The organism is Rhizobium sp. L1K21, from assembly GCF_024055895.1.
Classification (GTDB): Bacteria; Pseudomonadota; Alphaproteobacteria; order Rhizobiales; family Rhizobiaceae; genus Ensifer_A.
Map to the genome: position 1 here is coordinate 1,648,961 of NZ_JAMXLE010000001.1, position 17,581 is coordinate 1,666,541.

Consider the following 17,581-nt stretch of genomic DNA (forward strand, 5'->3'; position numbering starts at 1 on the left):
AATGAACTAGAAACAATGGAGTCGTTTTATGAGTGATACCGTTTTGCTGGAACGCAGGGGCCGCGTTGCCATTCTCACGCTCAACCGCCCGCAGGCGCTCAATGCACTGAATGCCGAGCTTCTGGAGACGTTGCACAACCATCTCAAGGCGCTTGCAAGTGACGAGGACGTCGGTTGCATTGTGTTGGCTGGATCGCAGAAGGCTTTCGCTGCTGGTGCGGATATCAAGGAGATGGCGGCTCTGAACTATGTTGACATGCTGAAGACCGACCATTTCGGGATCGTCAACGAGATTTCCAGAAATCGCCTGCCGATCATTGCGGCTGTCAGCGGTTTTGCGCTTGGCGGCGGATGCGAACTTGCGATGATGTGCGACTTCATCATCGCCTCTGAAAGCGCCAAGTTCGGCCAGCCGGAAATCAAGCTTGGAGTGATACCAGGCTTTGGTGGCTCGCAGCGTCTGACCCGCGCGATCGGCAAGGCAAAGGCCATGGACATGGTGTTGACCGGGCGCATGATGGATGCGGCGGAGGCGGAACGCTCAGGCCTTGTTTCGCGCGTCGTGCCTGATGACAAGCTTATGGAAACCGCGCTTGAAGCTGCCGAAGCGATTGCGGGCTACTCCAAACCGTCTGTCATGGTCGCCAAGGAAGCTGTCAACCGGGCTTTCGAAACCACACTTGCGGAGGGGCTGCATTATGAGCAGCGCGTATTTTATCCGCTCTTTGCAACAGAGGATCAGAAGGAAGGCATGGCCGCTTTCACCGAAAAGCGCAAACCCGATTTCAAACACCGCTAAAGGCTATTGCCTCCAGAGCAGACTTCCCCGTCTGGAATCGAAAAAGGGCCACATGATGCGGCCCTTTTTTAGTTTCTTCAGTCGCGGGATACGCTGATTATTCAGCGTCCTTGTCGGCAGCCTTCTTTTTCGGAGCGGCCTTTTTCTTCGCAGCAGGCTTTGCTTCGCCTTCGTCAGCTGCCTCTGCTTCAGCTTCAGCCTTCTTCGGAGCAGCCTTCTTCTTCGGCGCTGCCTTCTTGGCTTCCTTCTTGTCGCCTTCGTCTTCGTCTTCGGCCAGAAGCTCTTCCTTGGAAACAGTCTTGTCCGTTACCGAGATTTCGGTGAGCAGGTGATCGATGACCTTTTCTTCAAAGATCGGAGCGCGCAGCGATGCAGCGGCACCAGGGGTCTTCTGGAAATATTCGATGATCTGCTTTTCCTGGCCGGGGAACTGACGCAGCTGCGCGTAAAGCTGCTGCTGCAGCTCTTCCTCGGATACTTCAACGCCAGCCTTTTCGCCGATTTCGGAGAGAACCAGGCCAAGACGCACGCGGCGCTGCGCCAGCTTGGTGTATTCTTCGCGCGCTGCTTCTTCCGTTGTGTCTTCGTCTTCGAAAGTCTTGCCGCTCTGGGCAAGATCCTGGTTGATCTGCGCCCAGATGTTGTTGAATTCGGCTTCAACAAGGGTCTGCGGGGTTTCGAACTGGTACATTTCATCGAGCTGGTCGAGGATCTGACGCTTCAGCTTCTGACGCGAAACCGAGCTGTACTGGCTTTCAATCTGCTCGCGCACGATTTCGCGCAGACGTTCTGCCGATTCGACACCCAGCTTGGAGGCCAGTTCGTCGTTGATCTCGACTTCGCCTGGCTTTGCAACTTCCTTGACCTTGATCTCGAAAGTGGCTTCCTTGCCGGCAAGATCGGCTGCACCATACTCAGCCGGGAATGTTACGGTGATGGTGGTTTCGTCACCGGCCTTCACGCCCACCAGCTGGTCTTCGAAACCGGGGATGAAACGGCCGGAACCGAGAACGAGTTCTGCATCTTCTGCCTGGCCACCTTCAAAGGCAACGCCATCCACCTTGCCGAGGTAATCCATCGTCACGCGATCGCCGTTGGCAGCCTTGCCCTTCTTGGTTTCAAAGCTGCGGGCGCTTTCCGCGATCTGCTTGACCTGCTCGTCGACTTCCTCGGCCGGCACGTCTACGACTTCGCGGGTCACCTTGATGCCGGAGTTGTCTTTGAGTTCAATCGGCGGAATCACTTCATAAGCGATGGAGAATTCCAGGTCGGCTTCGGCATTGAGGATCTTTTCAGCCTCTGCTTCGTCCTCGGTCATCGAGATTTCCGGCTGCGTTGCAGTCTTCTCACCGCGCTCGGACAGGATGGAGTTGGGACGGTCACGAACGATCTCGTTGACGAGCTCAGCCATTACGGACTTGCCGTAAAGCTTCTTCAGGTGCGAAAACGGCACCTTGCCCGGACGAAAGCCCTTGATCTGGACGCGGCCCTTCACATCTTCCAGACGCTCATTCATCTGAGCTTCCATATCCTTGGCCGGGATGACGACCTTGATTTCGCGCTTCAGCCCTTCAGCGAGCGTTTCTGTAACCTGCATGTTCAAACCTTTGTTTTTCAAGCGGCGCTGTTTGTTCGTCAGGCCCTGCCTGGGTAAAAAGCGCCAGTCTTCGTTTGCCGGGTGCTTTATGCAATTCCTGCCCGCTTTTGCAAGCAAAATGCGTTTCACACCCCAAAAAGACGTCTAAAATTCTGTTTCGCGCCGCACAAACATCTTCGCGGCCTCAGCGGTGGCAGCTTCACCAACGGCTCGCCGCCGAAATTAAACTCCGGGAAATCCACAACCCTGGCCTCCATCCTCAGCACGATAAAGAATTAAGGCGCTGCATGAGAGGACTTTGGTGCGGGTAGAGAGACTTGAACTCCCACGCCTTGCGGCACCAGAACCTAAATCTGGCGTGTCTACCAATTTCACCATACCCGCGTTCGTTGGGGGCTGGCCCGCCGCGAACTTGAGCGCCTCTATATCAAAGGTATCGAGTGAAGCAAGCCCAATCTGAAGGAATTGCCAAAGCGGCTGCGCCGAGGCGTCTCGCTAAAGTTGGGGAGTGGCCGTCAGTCAAATGTTAAGCATCAGATGCGAAGATGGCCTCACAAAGACGACGATATGCATCTAGCGCATACCTAATATTACCATTTTGCACTGCACAATTTTTATTTAATCGATATAAAAGAAACATCGAAGGGAACAAATTCCCGAGCGTGAGTTTGGCACCTCACCGGAAGCAATTCCGAAGCCCCGGGCAACCGGTAGAGAATTCGAAGTGAGCACTCCTCCTCCCAGTTCACTTCGTTTATGGCTGGCAACACTCCTCCTCCCAGTTGCCAGTCGATTATATGACGCTCGCCGGACCTCCTCCCCCGGCGAGCGTTGTGCGTTTTGGTGTTGAAATTCCTTCATATTCTTTTTGTTCTATGTACCAGTCGGGCAGGTTGAAGGCGCACTGATGCTGGGGGTTGAGACTTGGCGGGGACGAGCCCCGCAATTGACAGATCGCATGGCTCGCACCTTTTCTCGAAGAATTGCACGCGCATTCGTTTCTCGCGTCGCGTGGAAGGCGAGAGACTGGAAAATGCGTTTTCGACGTCTCGACAGTTGCAGCAGATCGGAATGTGTAACACCCTTCTCTGGATAAGCTGAGCATCAATGCTGCAATGCAGCTTCTCAGTCCACATTCTCTTTTTTATATTATTTACAACGCGTTAATAATTAGGCATGCGCCGAACGCATAAGTGCTTTGAACATTTCGCTCTTCTAATTTTCGCGCCGCAATATATCTTAAGGACAACGAAAACGAAGGCGCTCTCCTCCCAAGCGAGACCTTCTAACGCATGAAAAAAGGATGATACGATGAACATCTCCCGCTCTTACAACAATTGGCGCAAGTACCGTCAGACCGTTTACGAACTGAACCTCATGAGCAATCGCGAACTGGCCGATCTGGGTATCGCCCGCTCCGACATTCGCTCAGTCGCACGTCAGGCCGTTCGTTAAGACCTAATACACCGCCTGCTTCAAAGCGCCCCCGAGGACACCTGTCCGGGGGCGTTTTTGTATTTGGGGTCAGAGTAAAGCGCCAGTAGAAATCTGATCATTTTGCAGCCATTCCCAAATAATTGATCCAAAACTGTGCATCCTATGCTTAAATGCATAGCAGTCGCACATTTTTTGCACTCCATTTTTACAATATGCGGGTGTATATCTATCCTCACAGAAAAGGAGCCGGAAGCTCCTGTGTTTTTCGAGGAAACGAAGATGAACCCTATCCGCCTTACAAAAAACTGGCTTTCCTACCGTCGTACCGTCAGCGCGCTGAGCCGTTTGCCGGCCGACCGCCTGAACGATATCGGCATCAACCGTTATGATATCGAGTCGGTTGCTGCGCGTTCGTTCCGGTAATCCGGAGGCCACAGTCAGTATGTCGAACGGCGCCCATCGGCGCCGTTTTGTATTTTGGGGTTTGCAAACCTTTCCCGAAGTTCGAAATCACGCCGGCATCAGCAATTGGCAGCGTAGCTTACGCGTGATAATGAGCGCCCATGACGACATCAGATATTTCTCCCATTCACATTATCGGCGGTGGACTGGCGGGCAGTGAAGCCGCCTGGCAGGTCGCCAAACTCGGTATTCCCGTCATTCTGCATGAAATGCGCGGCGTGCGCGGGACAGATGCCCACAAGACCGACGGTCTCGCCGAACTTGTCTGCTCCAATTCATTCCGCTCGGATGATGCTCAAACCAACGCCGTTGGCGTCATTCATGCCGAAATGCGCCTTGCCGGCTCTTTGATCATGGAATGCGCGGACAAACACCAGGTGCCTGCAGGCGGTGCTCTGGCCGTTGACCGAGACGGCTTTTCACAAGCCGTGACGAAGGCGCTGGAAGACCACCCGCTGATTACCATCGTGCGTGAGGAGATCACCGGGTTACCGCCTGAAACGTGGGATCAGGTGATCATCGCGACCGGCCCACTGACGGCACCGTCTCTGGCTGAGGCAATTGCGGCCAAGACCGGCGCAGAATCGCTTGCCTTCTTTGACGCCATTGCACCGATCGTGCACCGCGAATCCATCAATATGGATATCTGCTGGTATCAATCGCGCTATGACAAGGTCGGGCCGGGCGGCACGGGAAAAGACTATATTAACTGCCCTTTGAATGAAGCCCAGTATAACGCTTTCATCGATGCACTGATCGAAGGCGACAAGGTTGGCTTTCACGAATGGGAAGGCACGCCCTATTTCGATGGCTGCCTGCCGATCGAAATCATGGCCGAGCGGGGGCGAGAGACGCTTCGTCACGGTCCGATGAAGCCCATGGGACTGACAAACGCGCATAAGCCGGATGAGAAACCTTATGCCGTCGTGCAGCTTCGTCAGGACAATGCGCTCGGCACGCTTTACAACATCGTCGGATTTCAGACCAAGCTGCGTTACGGCGCGCAGGCTGAGATCATTCGTATGATTCCCGGGCTCGAAAATGCCGAATTTGCGCGGCTTGGCGGCCTTCACCGTAACACCTATCTGAATTCGCCTGTCCTACTGGATAAGTCCCTGACCCTCAAAGGGCGGCCCGGCCTTCGTTTTGCCGGGCAGATCACTGGCTGCGAGGGCTATGTGGAAAGCGCCAGTATCGGCCTTCTCGCCGGACGGTTCGCCGCCGCCGAACGGCTCGGCAAACCCCTGCCCCTGCCGCCGGCAGAGACTGCGCTTGGCGCTTTGCTTAATCATATTACCGGTGGCCATCTGGTGTCCGAGGATGAGCCGGGCAAGCGCTCGTTCCAGCCTATGAACGTCAATTTCGGTCTGTTTCCCGAACTGGAGCCAGGCGCGATCGTCAAGCCCGAAGGCGTCAAGCGTTTCCGCGGCAAGGATAAGGCAATCGCCAAGAAGAAGGCCATGAGTGCGCGTGCGCTCAATGCCTGCCGCCAGTGGCTGGAACAACAATCGTTTTAGGGGATTTGAACCCTCAAGTGGTGAGTCAAACGGTGCCGGCTTTCTCGGCGTCGTTGGCAGCAGCAATGCTGCCGAGCAGCCAGAGCGACACCTCAGCTGCGTCGCCTTCGCTCCGGAACCTGAAATCGCCATCTTCCAGCCTGCTGTCGCCAAATTCGATGTGAATGACACCTTGGACTTCTGCCGGCTCCACATTGACGGTTCCTGGCTTCAATATGCGGCATACCGAGTGCCGTTTGAACGACTGGATGCATCCGGTCTTGCCGTCAGAGAGCCGCAAAAATACCGCGCCGAAATCGGCTGTCGGCTGCACCTCGCGGATCGGCTCGCCGGGAAACGCCTTGCCGAATGTCAGGATCGCATTGCCTATTTCGTCGCTCTGGTTCTGCATCATTGCGACTTTGCGGAACAGATAGAGCGACAGAATCGTGATGCTGACGCCGAATGCGATCAAGTTGAAGTTGGCCCAGTTCACGCTTTAAACACCTCTTGTCTGCCCACGCGCTATAGCATCAGAGCCTTGCGCGAATTTTGCGACAATGCGCCAAGATTCGTCAAAACCGGTTCGAGACAGCGGCACGCCAGAGCCGCCATTGGCGGGCGAGCGGACCTCGCTCCACGGGCGCACCATCGAGAATGGCAGCCCCGCGCTTGCGTGAACGCTGCATAGCTGAGCCGCTGAGCGCGACAGACAGGAAAGGCCAGCGCGACATCTTGCTTGGCTTGTAAGCCTGGCGCGCTTTCTCCAGATGGTCCAAGCCAAAACCTGCAAAAACCTCAACGAGCGCACGCATTCTCTCGTCGTTGCCCTGGCTCTGCAGATAAGCTGCTCGTTCAAGTCCGACAGAGGTCAGCATCGGCTGGGGAATATAGATCTGACCGCGCGCCTTGCTTGTGGCGAGACTGCGCAGAACGCGTGCGACGGTTACGGCAACACCGGCATGTCCGGCGGCGTCTGCATTCTCCCGTGCATGTTCGGGATCGCAAATAACGAGACCAAGCTGAATCAGCGAAGACGATGTTTCTCCGGCATAAAGCTCGAACTCATCAACGCTACCCATCGGATCATCGTAGAGATCAAAAATGCGTGCATCCAAGAGGTCCTGAAAGGGCTTGATCGGTAGATTGTTGCGCGCAATCACGTCCTTCAGGGCATGGGCCAGTGGTCCGCTGTCTGCGCCGTCACCGTCGCTTTCGAGAAGATCGCGCCACCATTGCAGCCTGATTTCGCCCGGTATCGGCTCGCGCACAAGTTCGCGAATGCGCGCGGTCTCCATTTCAAAAAGGAAGAGTGCTGCCATTTGAGAGCGGATCGCCTCCGGCATCAGGAGGCAGGCGAGATAATGGTCGCGGCTCACCTCCTTGAGCGCCGTCAGGCAATAGGCATATGCGTCGCTTAATGTGCTCAAAGGCTTGTCCCGCCGTTTAAACGGCAACCAGCGCTGCTGCAACCGGCCGTTTTTCTGCAAGCATGATGTTATAAGTGCGAACTGCAGCACCTGTGCTCATCGGGTCGGAGCTGATCGCGTTGGCGCGAAAAAGCGCCTTCAGGTCCGATTTGATCAGCCGCATTTCCACACCGGTGCCGACAATCAGGAACTCGATCTGTTCTGCATCTGCAATCACGCGCGCAAAAGCGTCCGCGCTGAAATCGTCCGCACTCTCCACATCCCATCCGTAAATACCCGATGGGAGGCAGAGAATGGAACCGCGATGCGACATGTCAGCAAAGCGGAAGCCGCCATTTCCGTAGGCGTCGATTTCCGCGACGCCTGGAAAATGCGCGTTGCGCCGCTCAACCATTGCTGCCCTGCACCTGGGCGACGTCTGTGTTCTCTCCCTCCTCGTTCTTGTCCAGATTTTCGGGACGCAGTTTGAAGAGGATGAGAACCGGCGCGGCAATATAGACCGAAGAGAAGGTACCAACAGCAACACCGAAGAGCATGGCAACGGTGAAGGAGCGAATAACTTCGCCGCCGAAAATCACCAGCGCCGCGATGGCGATCGCCGTCGTACCCGAGGTCAACACAGTTCGAGACATCATCTGGTTGATCGACGTGTCGATCAACAGAGGCAGCGGCATTTTCTTGAATTTTCGCAGGTTTTCGCGCACGCGGTCGTAGACCACCACGGTGTCGTTCAGCGAGTAGCCGACAATCGTCAACACTGCCGCGATACTCGAGAGGTTGAACTCCGTTCCCGTGAAGACGAACATGCCGATGGTGAGCAGTACGTCGTGAACCGTCGCAATGATCGCGCCGACAGCAAACTGCCATTCGAAGCGCAGCCAGATATAGACCAGAATGGCCAGCAGCGCCGTTGCGATACCGATTGTGCCGGCGATAGCCAGTTCGGACGAAACGGACGGGCCAACCACTTCCACACGGCGGAAGTCATATTGATCTTCCAACTCGCCACGAACGAGATTGACAGCAGACTGTTCGGCGTTGTCTCCGCCACCTTGTGCCTGAACACGGATCAACACTTCATCCGGCCCACCAAAGCCCTGAACCTGAACATCGCCCAGATTCAGCTCGCTCAGCCGCGCACGGATATCCTGAAGGTCGGCGGCCCCGTCTATTGCCTTCACCTCAAAGATCGATCCGCCCTTGAAGTCGATACCCAAATTCATACCAAGCGTGCCGAAACCAACGACGGAAGCGATCGAAAGAAGCGCAGACACGATAAATGTCATGCTGCGGAATTTCATGAAGCGGATGTTCGATGCATCGAAAATGCCGGTGCGAATGCCCTTCGGCAAGGCCTTCGGGCGACGCTTGTGCACCCACATCGCCACCATCCAGCGCGTCAGCGTGTAGGCGGTAAACAGCGTCGTGATGATACCGACGCTCAGCGTGACGGCAAAACCACGCACCGGACCGGAGCCGAGGAAGAACAGAATGACAGCCGCAATCAACGTGGTGACGTTGGCATCAAGGATTGTTGCAAAGGCACGGCTGAACCCGGAATCGATTGCCTGAATCAACGGCCGGCCGCTTTTGAACTCCTCGCGAATACGCTCGTAGATCAACACGTTCGCATCCACCGCCATACCGATTGTCAAGACGATACCGGCAATACCGGGAAGTGTAAGCGTGCTGCCAAGTATGGTCAGTGCCGCAAGGATCAGAACTACGTTCAGAAGAACAGCGATATTGGCGATAATGCCGAGGAAGCCGTAGGCCACGAACATCATCACGACAACGAGGATGGCGCCAATGATGCCGGCGCTGACGCCGGCACGAATGGAGTCTGCACCGAGCCCCGGACCGACCGTGCGCTCTTCAACAATCGTCAACGTCGCCGGAAGCGCGCCTGCGCGCAGGAGCACGGCGAGGTCATTGGCGCTTTCAACCGTGAAGCTGCCGGAAATTTGGCCCGACCCACCCAGAATGGGTTCGCGGATCACGGGCGCAGAAAGTACCTGATCATCAAGCACGATAGCAAACGGGCGGCCGACATTTTCACTTGTCGCCTGGGCAAATCGCGTGGAGCCCTTCGAATCGAAGCGGAACGTTACGACCGGCTCGTTCGTCTGAGAGTTGAAGCTTGCCTGTGCATCGACGAGGTTTTCACCCGAAACCAGCGCACGTCTTTCGACCAGATACGGAATCGGCGGATCATCGGTGGAATAGAGCACCTCGGAGCCTGCCGGCGGACGTCCGTTGATGGCATCCTGCGCCGACATGGTATCGTCGACCATATGGAATGAGAGCTTCGCCGTCTGGTTCAGAAGACCCTTCAGGCGCTCAGGGTCGCTGAGCCCTGGCACCTGCACGATGATGCGGTCGTTGCCCTGCCGCTGAATGATCGGCTCGGTCGTTCCCAGTTCGTCAACACGGCGGCGGACAACCTCGATAGACTGGGTGACTGCCGACGATACGCGGTAATCTATGCCTTGGTCGCTGAGCTGGAAGCGCAAAAGCCCCTGCCCGGCGTCCTCCATCGTCGCTTCCGTAATGGAGCCGCCCGTCAGGCCGCCAGCAGAAACCGGCGCGGTGATATCGCTGAGCGCCTCTTTGGCCGCATCCAACTGGCTGAGATCGCGGATTCGGACCTGGATATTCTGACCCGTGCCGGACAGACCGGTATAGCCGATATTCGCCGTTCGCAGATCGTTGCGAATGTCGTCAATCGTCGTTTGCAGGCGTTCCTTGACGATATCGGCTCTATCCACCTGCAGCATGATGTGTGAGCCGCCCTGCAGGTCGAGACCGAGCGTAATCTTGCTCTTCGGCACCCAGTCGGGAAGTCGGCTCAGAAAATCATTGTTCAACGCATTGGGTAGCGCGATGAAGAATCCAGCAGCAACGGTGAGCCAGATCAGAACGGTTTTCCAGCGGGCAAAATAAAGCATCGGTCTCTCAATTGGGTTCGCCAAAAACCGCTCCGATTGTCAGAGCGGTTTGACGTTATGGGTCCGGCAACTAGCAAAAAGCCCGCCGCTTGGCGAGCTTCTCACGTCTCGGATTATTCTTTTACAGGTTCGCCCTTCACGCGGACCTCGGACAGGAGCGCACGCATCGCGCGGACTTTCACGCCGTCTGCGATCTCGACTTCCAGCTCGCTGTCATCGATAACCTTGGTCACCTTGCCGGTGATGCCGCCGCCCAGGACGACCTGATCACCGCGGCGAACGGCTTTCAGCATTTCTTCACGGCGCTTCATCTGGTTGCGCTGCGGACGGATGATCAGGAAATACATCACCACGAAGATCAGGATAAAAGGCGCGATCGACAACAGCATATCTGCGCCGCCACCTGCGCCTGCACCACCAGCCGACTGGGCGAAAGCTTCCGTTATGAACATGAGAACTCCTTAAAACCTTTGAATGGCAAGTCGAGACCCGCCCATGATTGTCGCGGAATATAGTGTTCCCGGCTCCGAATGCAACAGATTGCTCACATAACCGAACGAATTCGGCTTTGCGTGGCCTTTTCGGCTTCAGATGCCCGTGTTACCCGATGCCCAAAGTCGCGGCGTGCCCAGCCGAGGCTTCGTTATCGATTGGGAGAAACATCAATGGAAATCGAAAATGGTGATGAACTCTTGAAGGAGGTCAGGCTGCTTCGCGAGGCGATGGAGCGAATCGCCGGCCCGCGCCCCGCCATAAACGATTGGAATGCGGCGGATTGTTTTGTCTGGTCACCAGCGCGCGCCGAGCTTCAACCCGTTGCAAAGCCCAACAGAGTGGAGCTTGACCTGATCAAGGGCGTTGATCGCGTGCGCGATATCCTGTTTGAAAATACCCGCCGTTTTGCCCTTGGGCATGCAGCCAACAATGTCCTTCTGTGGGGCGCGCGCGGCATGGGGAAATCGTCGCTGGTCAAGTCGGTGCATGCCAGCCTTGTGGAAACAGCTCCCACGCCGCTCAAGCTCGTTGAAATCCACCGCGAAGACATCGCCACCCTGCCCCGGCTCATGGACATCATTGCGAAGGCGACTTGCCGGGTTATCCTCTTCTGCGACGATTTGTCGTTTGATCATGACGACACATCTTACAAGTCGTTGAAGGCTGCACTTGATGGCGGCGTTGAGGGGCGGCCTGCCAATGCAATCCTTTACGCCACGTCCAACCGTCGCCATCTGCTGCCCCGCGACATGATGGAGAATGAACAATCGACTGCCATCAATCCGTCTGAAGCCGTCGAAGAAAAGGTCTCGTTGTCTGACCGGTTTGGCCTGTGGCTCGGTTTCCATAAATGCAGCCAGGACGAATATCTGGACATGATCGACGGTTATGCGCGTCATTTCGACCTGGATATGCCCGTTGAAGACCTGCATCGCGGTGCCCTTGAATGGTCCGTCACACGAGGCGCGCGGTCGGGCCGCGTTGCTTGGCAATATATCCAAGATGTGGCAGGCCAACTCGGCAAAAGCCTCTCGAGCTGAAAACATCGGCACAGGAAAACACAAAAAACCCGGCCGAAGCCGGGTTTTAAGGTCCATTCCCCTACGCAATACTATTCGAGGAATGTAATCGGGTTGACGGGTGCGGAGTCCTTGCGCACCTCGAAATGGAGCTTGGGGCGCGATGCGCTGCCGGTCATGCCTGAGCTAGCGATCACCTGACCGCGTTTGACCTGATTGCCGCGCTGAACATTCAGCGTCTTCAGATGGGCATATACTGTGACCTTACCATCGGCGTGACGCACCAAAACCGTGTTGCCGAGCTTCTTCAGGCCGTCGCCGGAATAGATCACCACGCCGTTTTCCGCAGCCTTGACCGGTGACCCTTCAGGAAGCGAAATGTCGATCCCGTCGTTGCGTTCACCGTCCACATTTGCGCCATAGCCGGCAATAATGGCACCGCGTGCGGGCCAGCGATACTTGCCGATCCCGGTTTCCTCAGGCGCGGCAACGGCGACCTTGGTGTTCTTTTCTGCCTGCTCCACAGAAACCTGCTTGACCGGCGGCTGATATTCCTTCGGCGTCGAAGCGGTCTTGGTGTTGTCGGCGGTTTGGGTCTGTGCCGGCGCGGCCACGGTCTCTGTCTTCGCCGGCGCGCTGCCCGGCACTTTCAGCTTCTGGCCGATGCGGATGTTATCGCTTGTCAGGCCATTGGCGGCACGAAGCGCGTTGATCGTGGTGCCATGGTTTGCGGCAATTCGACCAAGGCTGTCGCCGGATTTGACCTCATAGAGACCGCCCATTGACGGTTCGCTCTTGGCCTCTTCAGCCTGTTTGTTTTCCACCTCAGGCGTTTTCGGCATCACGGCCTGATTGTCCGTTGGTGCCTTCTTCGGCAGTGGAACTTCGACCGGTGTATTCAACGCAACCTTCTGGGGCTGCTGTGCTTTTGCGTCTGTCTTGCGTGGCGTTGAGGCGGTCGTAACGGGATCCGGCATGCTCACCGACGGTGCGGCCTGAGCAACAGGCCGCTCTTGCGGCATGACCTGGTTCGTCCCGCCGGCGGCAGAAAGCGGCTGGCGCTTGACCACGGTTCCGGTGCGGATCGGGTCATAGATATTGCTGCTGGAAGCAACGGTTGCCGTCGAGCCATTGGCGGCTGGCATCGGCTGATTCCAAGGCTGGCTCACGATGGCGCCGGAAGACGGCGCGGACGGCGCAACACTGTTTGCGCCCAATGCCTGAGGCGGGGAGCTGTTGCCCCGGCTCTGGATGGAGGACGTCGTGATTGTGTCTGACTTGGAGAGATAGCCTTCAAATCGCGAAACGTCAGAACTGCAGCCTGCTGCAGACCCTGCGAGTAAAATCACCGCGAAAGCTCGCATTGCTGATTTTTGCAACGCATTTGACGCATCTTTACGCATGACCAACCTACTGATTACCTGAAACTGTCATGCTTTGATTAAAGCGCGTTAGTGTTACCGCCCGGTTAAAAAGCGCTCCATTAATTCATACATTTTGGAATTTGATAACCATAACGCTTTTCAGAGCGTAGACGCCAGGCCTGACGCCAGCGGCAGGTAGGCAATGTCAAACAGGTCTTCGCGGTCAAAACGGCTGCCGATTTTGACAAAGCGCGCCATGACGACACTTCCATCCTCGCGCAGCATCGGGGCGAGCATAATGCCCTCCGACACAAGGTGCTCGGTAAACATGCGTGGCATGCTGTCAAAAGCCGCACTGACGAAAATACGATCGAACGTTCCTTCGCCACTCAACTTGCGGCTGCCATCTGCCTGCCGCGTCACAATGTTGGTGAGACCCATTTTGGATAGGCGACGACGGGCGCTTTCCGCAAGCGTGCGGTAGCGGTCGATGCTGAGAACGCGCTCGCAGATACGGGCCATGACGGCCGCTGTAAAGCCGCTGCCGGTCCCGATATCGAGTACGCGCTGGCCTTCCTTGAGGTCGAGCAAGTTCAGGAGCTTGACCATTGTGTCAGCCCCCTCAAGGAAAGAGCCGCATTCGAGCGGAATGGTCCGGTCACTCCAAACAAAGTCGGCATAGGCTTTCGACACGAACTGCTCTCGCGGCGTTGCCTCCACCGCCTTCAGAAGGGCCAAGTTTGAAACGCCGTCGGCTCTCAACCGCATCACCAGCGCCGCAAAATCTTCTCTTGAATCACGCTCCGCGCTCAAGAATCACTCCAGGCCCAATGCCGTGCCAACGCTCTTCAAGGCGTCATAATCGGTCAGGTCCAGTTTCAGCGGGGTAACGGAAATCTTGCCATGTTTGAGGGCATGGATATCCGTGCCCTCACGGAACTCACCAGTGCGGGCGTCAAATTTCAGCCAGAAATAGGGAAAGCCTCTGCCATCGCGACGTTGTTCGACCATCAGGCCGAAGTCGAGTTTTCCCTGGCCTGTCACCTCAATGCCTTCGACGGCATCCTTGCCGCAATTCGGGAAGTTGATGTTCAGCAATGTGCCGCGCGGCAGGTCTGCCGTCATCAGCTTCTCAATGAGTTCAGGCGCGTGCGTTTCAGCAACGTCCCAGGGCACACGCCGTTCGCCATCGAACTGATAGGCCTGCGACAGCGCCATGGAGCGAATGCCCTGCAGCGTTCCTTCGATCGCGCCGGCAACGGTGCCGGAATAGGTCACATCATCGGCCATGTTGGCACCGGCATTCACGCCGGAGAGAACCAGGTCTGGCGGCGCATCCATGATCTCCTTGATGCCCATGATGACACAATCTGTCGGCGTACCGCGGAGCGCATAATGCTTCTCGTCGATCTTGCGCACGCGCAACGGATCGGAAAGGGTCAACGAATGGGCAAGCCCGCTCTGGTCCGTCTCGGGCGCCACAATCCACACATCGTCGGAAAGCGTGCGTGCGATACGCTCCAGGACGGCAAGCCCCGGCGCGTGAATACCGTCATCATTGGTCAGCAGAATCCGCATCTTGAACTTCTCCTCGCCTCAGGCGCCGATGACATCGATTCCGCCCATATAGGGCTTGAGAACGTCCGGCACGCGAATGGTGCCATCGGCATTCTGATAATTTTCCATGATGGCGATCAGCGCACGGCCGACCGCGACGCCGGAACCGTTCAGCGTGTGGACGAAGCGCAGTTCCTTTTCACCTTCCACCCTGTAGCGTGCATTCATGCGGCGCGCCTGAAAGTCGCCGCAGACGGAGCATGAAGAGATTTCGCGATAGGCACCCTGCCCTGGCAGCCACACTTCAATGTCATATGTCTTGCGGGCGCCGAAACCCATGTCGCCGGTGCAAAGCACCACGGTGCGGAAATGAAGCCCCAGCTTCTCCAGGATGGTTTCGGCGCATTTGGTCATGCGCTCGTGTTCTTCCATGGAGGTCTGGTCGTCGGTGATCGAGACCATCTCCACCTTGTAGAATTGGTGCTGACGAAGATAGCCGCGTGTATCACGGCCCGCTGAACCTGCTTCTGAACGGAAGCAGGCCGTCAACGCCGTCATGCGGATTGGCAGCGCGCTCTGATCGAGAATATCGTTGGCAACCGTGTAGGTCAGCGGCACTTCAGCAGTCGGGATCAACCAGCGCCCGTCGGTGGTTCGAAATAGATCCTCGCCGAATTTGGGCAGCTTGTCAGTGCCGTAAGCAGCCTCGTCACGCACGAGTAGCGGCGGCTGCACTTCGGTATAGCCGTGTTCCTGTGTGTGGACGTCCAGCATGAACTGACCCAGCGCCCGTTCAAGACGTGCAACACCGCCCTTGAGCATTGCAAAGCGCGCGCCGGACATCTTGGCTGCAGTGGCAAAGTCCATGCCGCCAAGTGCTTCACCAAGTTCGAAATGCTCCTTCGGCGCGAAGTCAAACTCTGGTTTTGTCCCCGATACGCGAACTTCAACATTGTCGTTTTCGTCCGCACCTACCGGCACTTCATCCAGTGGAATATTCGGCAGGCGCGCAAGCGCATCATTGAGTGCGGCGGTTGCCTGGCGCTCTTCTTCTTCAATGGCGGGAAGTGTGGTTTTCAGTTCGGCGACTTCGCTTTTGAGCTTTTCGGCGCGTTCCTGATCCTTCTGCGCCATGGCCTGGCCAATTTCCTTGGAGGCGGCATTGCGGCGAGTCTGCATGTCCTGCATGGATTGAACCAGAGAGCGGCGCTTTTCATCCAGCGCGATCAGCTCGGCTGAAACCGGGTCTGCGCCGCGCTTGTTCAGCGCGTCGTCAAGGGCGGCAGCGTTTTCTCTAATCCATTTGATATCTAGCATTGTCGTTCGGCCTTGCGAGACGGGTTATTTTCAGCCGGCTTGGGCTCCGTCTCTCATTCGGCCCGCCCCGGCAATCAAACGCGGGACGGCCTCGCCGTCACGCGGATTCGCTGGAAGATGAGGACTCAGACGTGTCGCCTTCATCATCTGTCAGCTCCTCGGCCCGTTTCTTCTCGATGAGTCGAGCCAAGAAAATGGAAACCTCGTAGAGAAGGATTGTCGGAAGCGCAAGACCGATCTGGGAAACAGGATCGGGCGGCGTCAGGACAGCCGCAACCACGAAAGCGATCACGATGGCATATTTGCGCTTTTCGGCAAGCGTTGATGCTCTCAAGAGACCGGCGCGCGCCAGCAGCGATGTGACCACCGGCAACTGGAAGACAAGGCCGAAAGAGAAGATCAGCGTCATGACAAGGCCGAGATATTCCGAAACCTTCGGCAGGAGCTGAATGGCAAGCTGATCATCGCCACCGGTCTCCTGCATGGACAGGAAGAACCACATGACCATGGGCGTGAAGAAGAAATAGACCATCGCCGCGCCCATCAGGAAAAGCATGGGTGATGCGACCAGGAACGGCACGAAGGCGGCGCGTTCGTTCTTGTAGAGCCCTGGCGCGACAAACTTGTAGATCTGCGAGGCAATCACCGGAAAGGCAATCACGATCGCGCCGAACATGGCGATCTTGAGCTGGGTGAAGAAGAATTCCTGCGGTGCGGTGTAGATCAGGCCGGAGCCCTGAACGGACATGCCCGCCCATTTGATCGCCCACTGATAGGGCAAGACCAACAGGTTGAAGAGCTGTTTGGCAAAATAGAAGCAGCCCACGAAAGCGACAAAAAACGCTCCGAGCGACCACACGAGCCGGGTTCTCAGCTCAATCAGGTGCTCCATAAGCGGCTGCGGCTGATCGTCAATTTCACCGCTCATGCGTCACCCGTCTTCTTCGTTGCTGCAGGTTTTCTGGCAGCCGTTTTCTTAGCCGTTGCCTTGCTTGCAGCCGTCGACGCCTTCGTTGTCGATGGCTTTGCCGCAGCGGGGTCTTTCTTGGTGGCCACTGTTTTGCCGCGCTTGGTTGTCGAAGGCTTGGCGGCGGGTTTGCTTGCTTTTTCTGCGGGTGTCACAGCGGCTTCAGGCTTCGACTTGCTCGCCTCCGGCTTCTTGTCAGCCGCAACTTTGGGTGCCGCCTTCCTCGCAGGTACCTTCGCCGTCTTGGGCTTTACAGTCTCAGACTTGTCCGCTTCGTCTTTCAGAACAGGCGGTTCGGCGGGCAGTTTGGCAGCCGGCTCGGCAACCTTCAGTTCCTTGTCCGCATCCGGCGTCTCGACTGGTCCTTTTACGGGATCGGCCTTTACCGCATTCTGCAGATCGGACTTGATCTCGTTGCCGGCCTGGCGGAGCGGGCTCAGCGCTTCACGCACCGAGTTCATGGGATTGAGTTTGCGTGCATCCGATATCGTCTGGCGCACGTCGTCCAGTTCGGCTTCGCGCAGCGCTTCATCGAATTGCGAACGAAACTCGCCGGCCGTCTTGCGCAGCCGTGACGTCATTTTACCAAAAGCGCGCAACATGGGCGGCAAATCTTTTGGACCGACGACCACAATAAGAACGATGGCAACGACCAGTAGCTCAGGCCAGCCAATATCCAGCATCGGAAACTAT

Annotated in this window: 17 protein-coding genes and 1 tRNA gene; 5 read left to right on the forward strand and 13 right to left on the reverse strand. The window is 56.7% G+C overall.

The genetic code is table 11. The features are described 5' to 3' along the window. Window positions 1-28: 28 nt before the first annotated feature. Entirely contained in the window at window positions 29-799 is a 771-nt protein-coding gene (locus NHF56_RS07875) for an enoyl-CoA hydratase (protein WP_252803142.1), read from the forward strand. Between the two features lie 97 nt (window positions 800-896). On the opposite strand, the gene tig is transcribed toward NHF56_RS07875, so the two are convergent. After that, window positions 897-2,396 carry a trigger factor gene (gene tig / locus NHF56_RS07880; RefSeq protein ID WP_252803144.1) on the reverse strand — a complete coding sequence of 500 codons (1,500 nt, stop codon included), beginning with the start codon at window positions 2,394-2,396 and terminating at the stop codon, window positions 897-899. A 299-nt stretch (window positions 2,397-2,695) separates the two neighbouring features. Beyond that, window positions 2,696-2,780: transfer RNA gene (locus NHF56_RS07885), tRNA-Leu, on the reverse strand. A 927-nt stretch (window positions 2,781-3,707) separates the two neighbouring features. Between NHF56_RS07885 and NHF56_RS07890 the strand changes: the two genes are divergently transcribed. The 3 genes from NHF56_RS07890 (at window position 3,708) to trmFO (ending at window position 5,812) form a co-directional block, all read left to right on the forward strand. Next, entirely contained in the window at window positions 3,708-3,851 is a 144-nt protein-coding gene (locus tag NHF56_RS07890) for a DUF1127 domain-containing protein (RefSeq protein ID WP_252803146.1), read from the forward strand. Window positions 3,852-4,112: 261 nt separating this feature from the next. Then, window positions 4,113-4,256 carry a DUF1127 domain-containing protein gene (locus tag NHF56_RS07895; RefSeq protein WP_252803148.1) on the forward strand — a complete coding sequence of 48 codons (144 nt, stop codon included), beginning with the start codon at window positions 4,113-4,115 and terminating at the stop codon, window positions 4,254-4,256. Between the two features lie 140 nt (window positions 4,257-4,396). Continuing rightward, window positions 4,397-5,812, forward strand: coding sequence for a methylenetetrahydrofolate--tRNA-(uracil(54)-C(5))-methyltransferase (FADH(2)-oxidizing) TrmFO (gene trmFO, locus NHF56_RS07900; RefSeq protein WP_252803150.1), 1,416 nt, complete (start codon window positions 4,397-4,399; stop codon window positions 5,810-5,812). 25 nt (window positions 5,813-5,837) lie between these two features. Here trmFO and NHF56_RS07905 read toward each other — a convergent pair whose 3' ends face one another. The 5 genes from NHF56_RS07905 to yajC all read right to left on the reverse strand — a co-directional run bounded on the left by NHF56_RS07905 (window position 5,838) and on the right by yajC (window position 10,621). Then, complete coding sequence (locus tag NHF56_RS07905) at window positions 5,838-6,287, reverse strand: hypothetical protein (RefSeq protein WP_252803151.1); 450 nt, start codon at window positions 6,285-6,287, stop codon at window positions 5,838-5,840. 79 nt (window positions 6,288-6,366) lie between these two features. Further along, window positions 6,367-7,221, reverse strand: coding sequence for a phytoene/squalene synthase family protein (locus tag NHF56_RS07910; RefSeq protein WP_252803153.1), 855 nt, complete (start codon window positions 7,219-7,221; stop codon window positions 6,367-6,369). Window positions 7,222-7,237: 16 nt separating this feature from the next. Beyond that, entirely contained in the window at window positions 7,238-7,615 is a 378-nt protein-coding gene (locus NHF56_RS07915; protein WP_252803156.1) for an Mth938-like domain-containing protein, read from the reverse strand. Then, the gene (secDF, locus tag NHF56_RS07920) at window positions 7,608-10,169 is read right to left on the reverse strand and encodes a protein translocase subunit SecDF (RefSeq protein ID WP_252803158.1); all 2,562 of its coding nucleotides are present in this window, start codon (window positions 10,167-10,169) and stop codon (window positions 7,608-7,610) included. Before secDF ends, NHF56_RS07915 begins: the two co-directional genes overlap by 8 nt. Before the next feature lie 113 nt (window positions 10,170-10,282). After that, entirely contained in the window at window positions 10,283-10,621 is a 339-nt protein-coding gene (gene yajC / locus NHF56_RS07925) for a preprotein translocase subunit YajC (RefSeq protein WP_252803160.1), read from the reverse strand. Window positions 10,622-10,834: 213 nt separating this feature from the next. On the opposite strand from yajC, the gene NHF56_RS07930 reads away from it, so the two are divergent. Beyond that, window positions 10,835-11,704 (forward strand): ATP-binding protein, encoded by an 870-nt coding sequence (locus NHF56_RS07930; protein ID WP_252803162.1) that lies wholly within the window; start codon window positions 10,835-10,837, stop codon window positions 11,702-11,704. A 71-nt stretch (window positions 11,705-11,775) separates the two neighbouring features. Here the strand turns inward: NHF56_RS07930 and NHF56_RS07935 are convergent, their stop codons facing one another. From NHF56_RS07935 to tatB, 6 genes are all read right to left on the reverse strand, one after another. Then, window positions 11,776-12,828 (reverse strand): peptidoglycan DD-metalloendopeptidase family protein, encoded by a 1,053-nt coding sequence (locus NHF56_RS07935; RefSeq protein ID WP_252803163.1) that lies wholly within the window; start codon window positions 12,826-12,828, stop codon window positions 11,776-11,778. 378 nt (window positions 12,829-13,206) lie between these two features. Next, window positions 13,207-13,860: a protein-L-isoaspartate(D-aspartate) O-methyltransferase gene (locus tag NHF56_RS07940; RefSeq protein ID WP_256995385.1), complete on the reverse strand. Its 654-nt coding sequence runs from the start codon at window positions 13,858-13,860 to the stop codon at window positions 13,207-13,209. A gap of 3 nt (window positions 13,861-13,863) precedes the next feature. Next, window positions 13,864-14,625, reverse strand: a complete 762-nt coding sequence (gene surE, locus NHF56_RS07945) for a 5'/3'-nucleotidase SurE (protein ID WP_252803164.1) — start codon at window positions 14,623-14,625, stop codon at window positions 13,864-13,866. 18 nt (window positions 14,626-14,643) lie between these two features. Beyond that, a complete protein-coding gene (gene serS / locus NHF56_RS07950) occupies window positions 14,644-15,921 on the reverse strand; it encodes a serine--tRNA ligase (RefSeq protein ID WP_252803165.1) in 1,278 nt (425 codons plus the stop codon). A gap of 97 nt (window positions 15,922-16,018) precedes the next feature. After that, window positions 16,019-16,849, reverse strand: a complete 831-nt coding sequence (tatC, locus tag NHF56_RS07955) for a twin-arginine translocase subunit TatC (protein ID WP_252803167.1) — start codon at window positions 16,847-16,849, stop codon at window positions 16,019-16,021. Continuing rightward, window positions 16,846-17,571 carry a Sec-independent protein translocase protein TatB gene (tatB, locus tag NHF56_RS07960; protein WP_252803169.1) on the reverse strand — a complete coding sequence of 242 codons (726 nt, stop codon included), beginning with the start codon at window positions 17,569-17,571 and terminating at the stop codon, window positions 16,846-16,848. Before tatB ends, tatC begins: the two co-directional genes overlap by 4 nt. Window positions 17,572-17,581: the final 10 nt, after the last annotated feature.

Bases quoted from the DNA above. Each gene is read 5' to 3' on its own strand.
- NHF56_RS07875 (WP_252803142.1), top strand. From the start codon at position 29: ATGAGTGATACCGTTTTGCTGGAACGCAGGGGCCGCGTTGCCATTCTC.
- tig (WP_252803144.1), bottom strand. From the start codon at position 2,396: ATGCAGGTTACAGAAACGCTCGCTGAAGGGCTGAAGCGCGAAATCAAG.
- NHF56_RS07890 (WP_252803146.1), top strand. From the start codon at position 3,708: ATGAACATCTCCCGCTCTTACAACAATTGGCGCAAGTACCGTCAGACC.
- NHF56_RS07895 (WP_252803148.1), top strand. From the start codon at position 4,113: ATGAACCCTATCCGCCTTACAAAAAACTGGCTTTCCTACCGTCGTACC.
- trmFO (WP_252803150.1), top strand. From the start codon at position 4,397: ATGACGACATCAGATATTTCTCCCATTCACATTATCGGCGGTGGACTG.
- NHF56_RS07915 (WP_252803156.1), bottom strand. From the start codon at position 7,615: ATGGTTGAGCGGCGCAACGCGCATTTTCCAGGCGTCGCGGAAATCGAC.
- secDF (WP_252803158.1), bottom strand. From the start codon at position 10,169: ATGCTTTATTTTGCCCGCTGGAAAACCGTTCTGATCTGGCTCACCGTT.
- yajC (WP_252803160.1), bottom strand. From the start codon at position 10,621: ATGTTCATAACGGAAGCTTTCGCCCAGTCGGCTGGTGGTGCAGGCGCA.
- NHF56_RS07930 (WP_252803162.1), top strand. From the start codon at position 10,835: ATGGAAATCGAAAATGGTGATGAACTCTTGAAGGAGGTCAGGCTGCTT.
- NHF56_RS07935 (WP_252803163.1), bottom strand. From the start codon at position 12,828: ATGCCAGCCGCCAATGGCTCGACGGCAACCGTTGCTTCCAGCAGCAAT.
- surE (WP_252803164.1), bottom strand. From the start codon at position 14,625: ATGCGGATTCTGCTGACCAATGATGACGGTATTCACGCGCCGGGGCTT.
- serS (WP_252803165.1), bottom strand. From the start codon at position 15,921: ATGCTAGATATCAAATGGATTAGAGAAAACGCTGCCGCCCTTGACGAC.
- tatC (WP_252803167.1), bottom strand. From the start codon at position 16,849: ATGAGCGGTGAAATTGACGATCAGCCGCAGCCGCTTATGGAGCACCTG.
- tatB (WP_252803169.1), bottom strand. From the start codon at position 17,571: ATGCTGGATATTGGCTGGCCTGAGCTACTGGTCGTTGCCATCGTTCTT.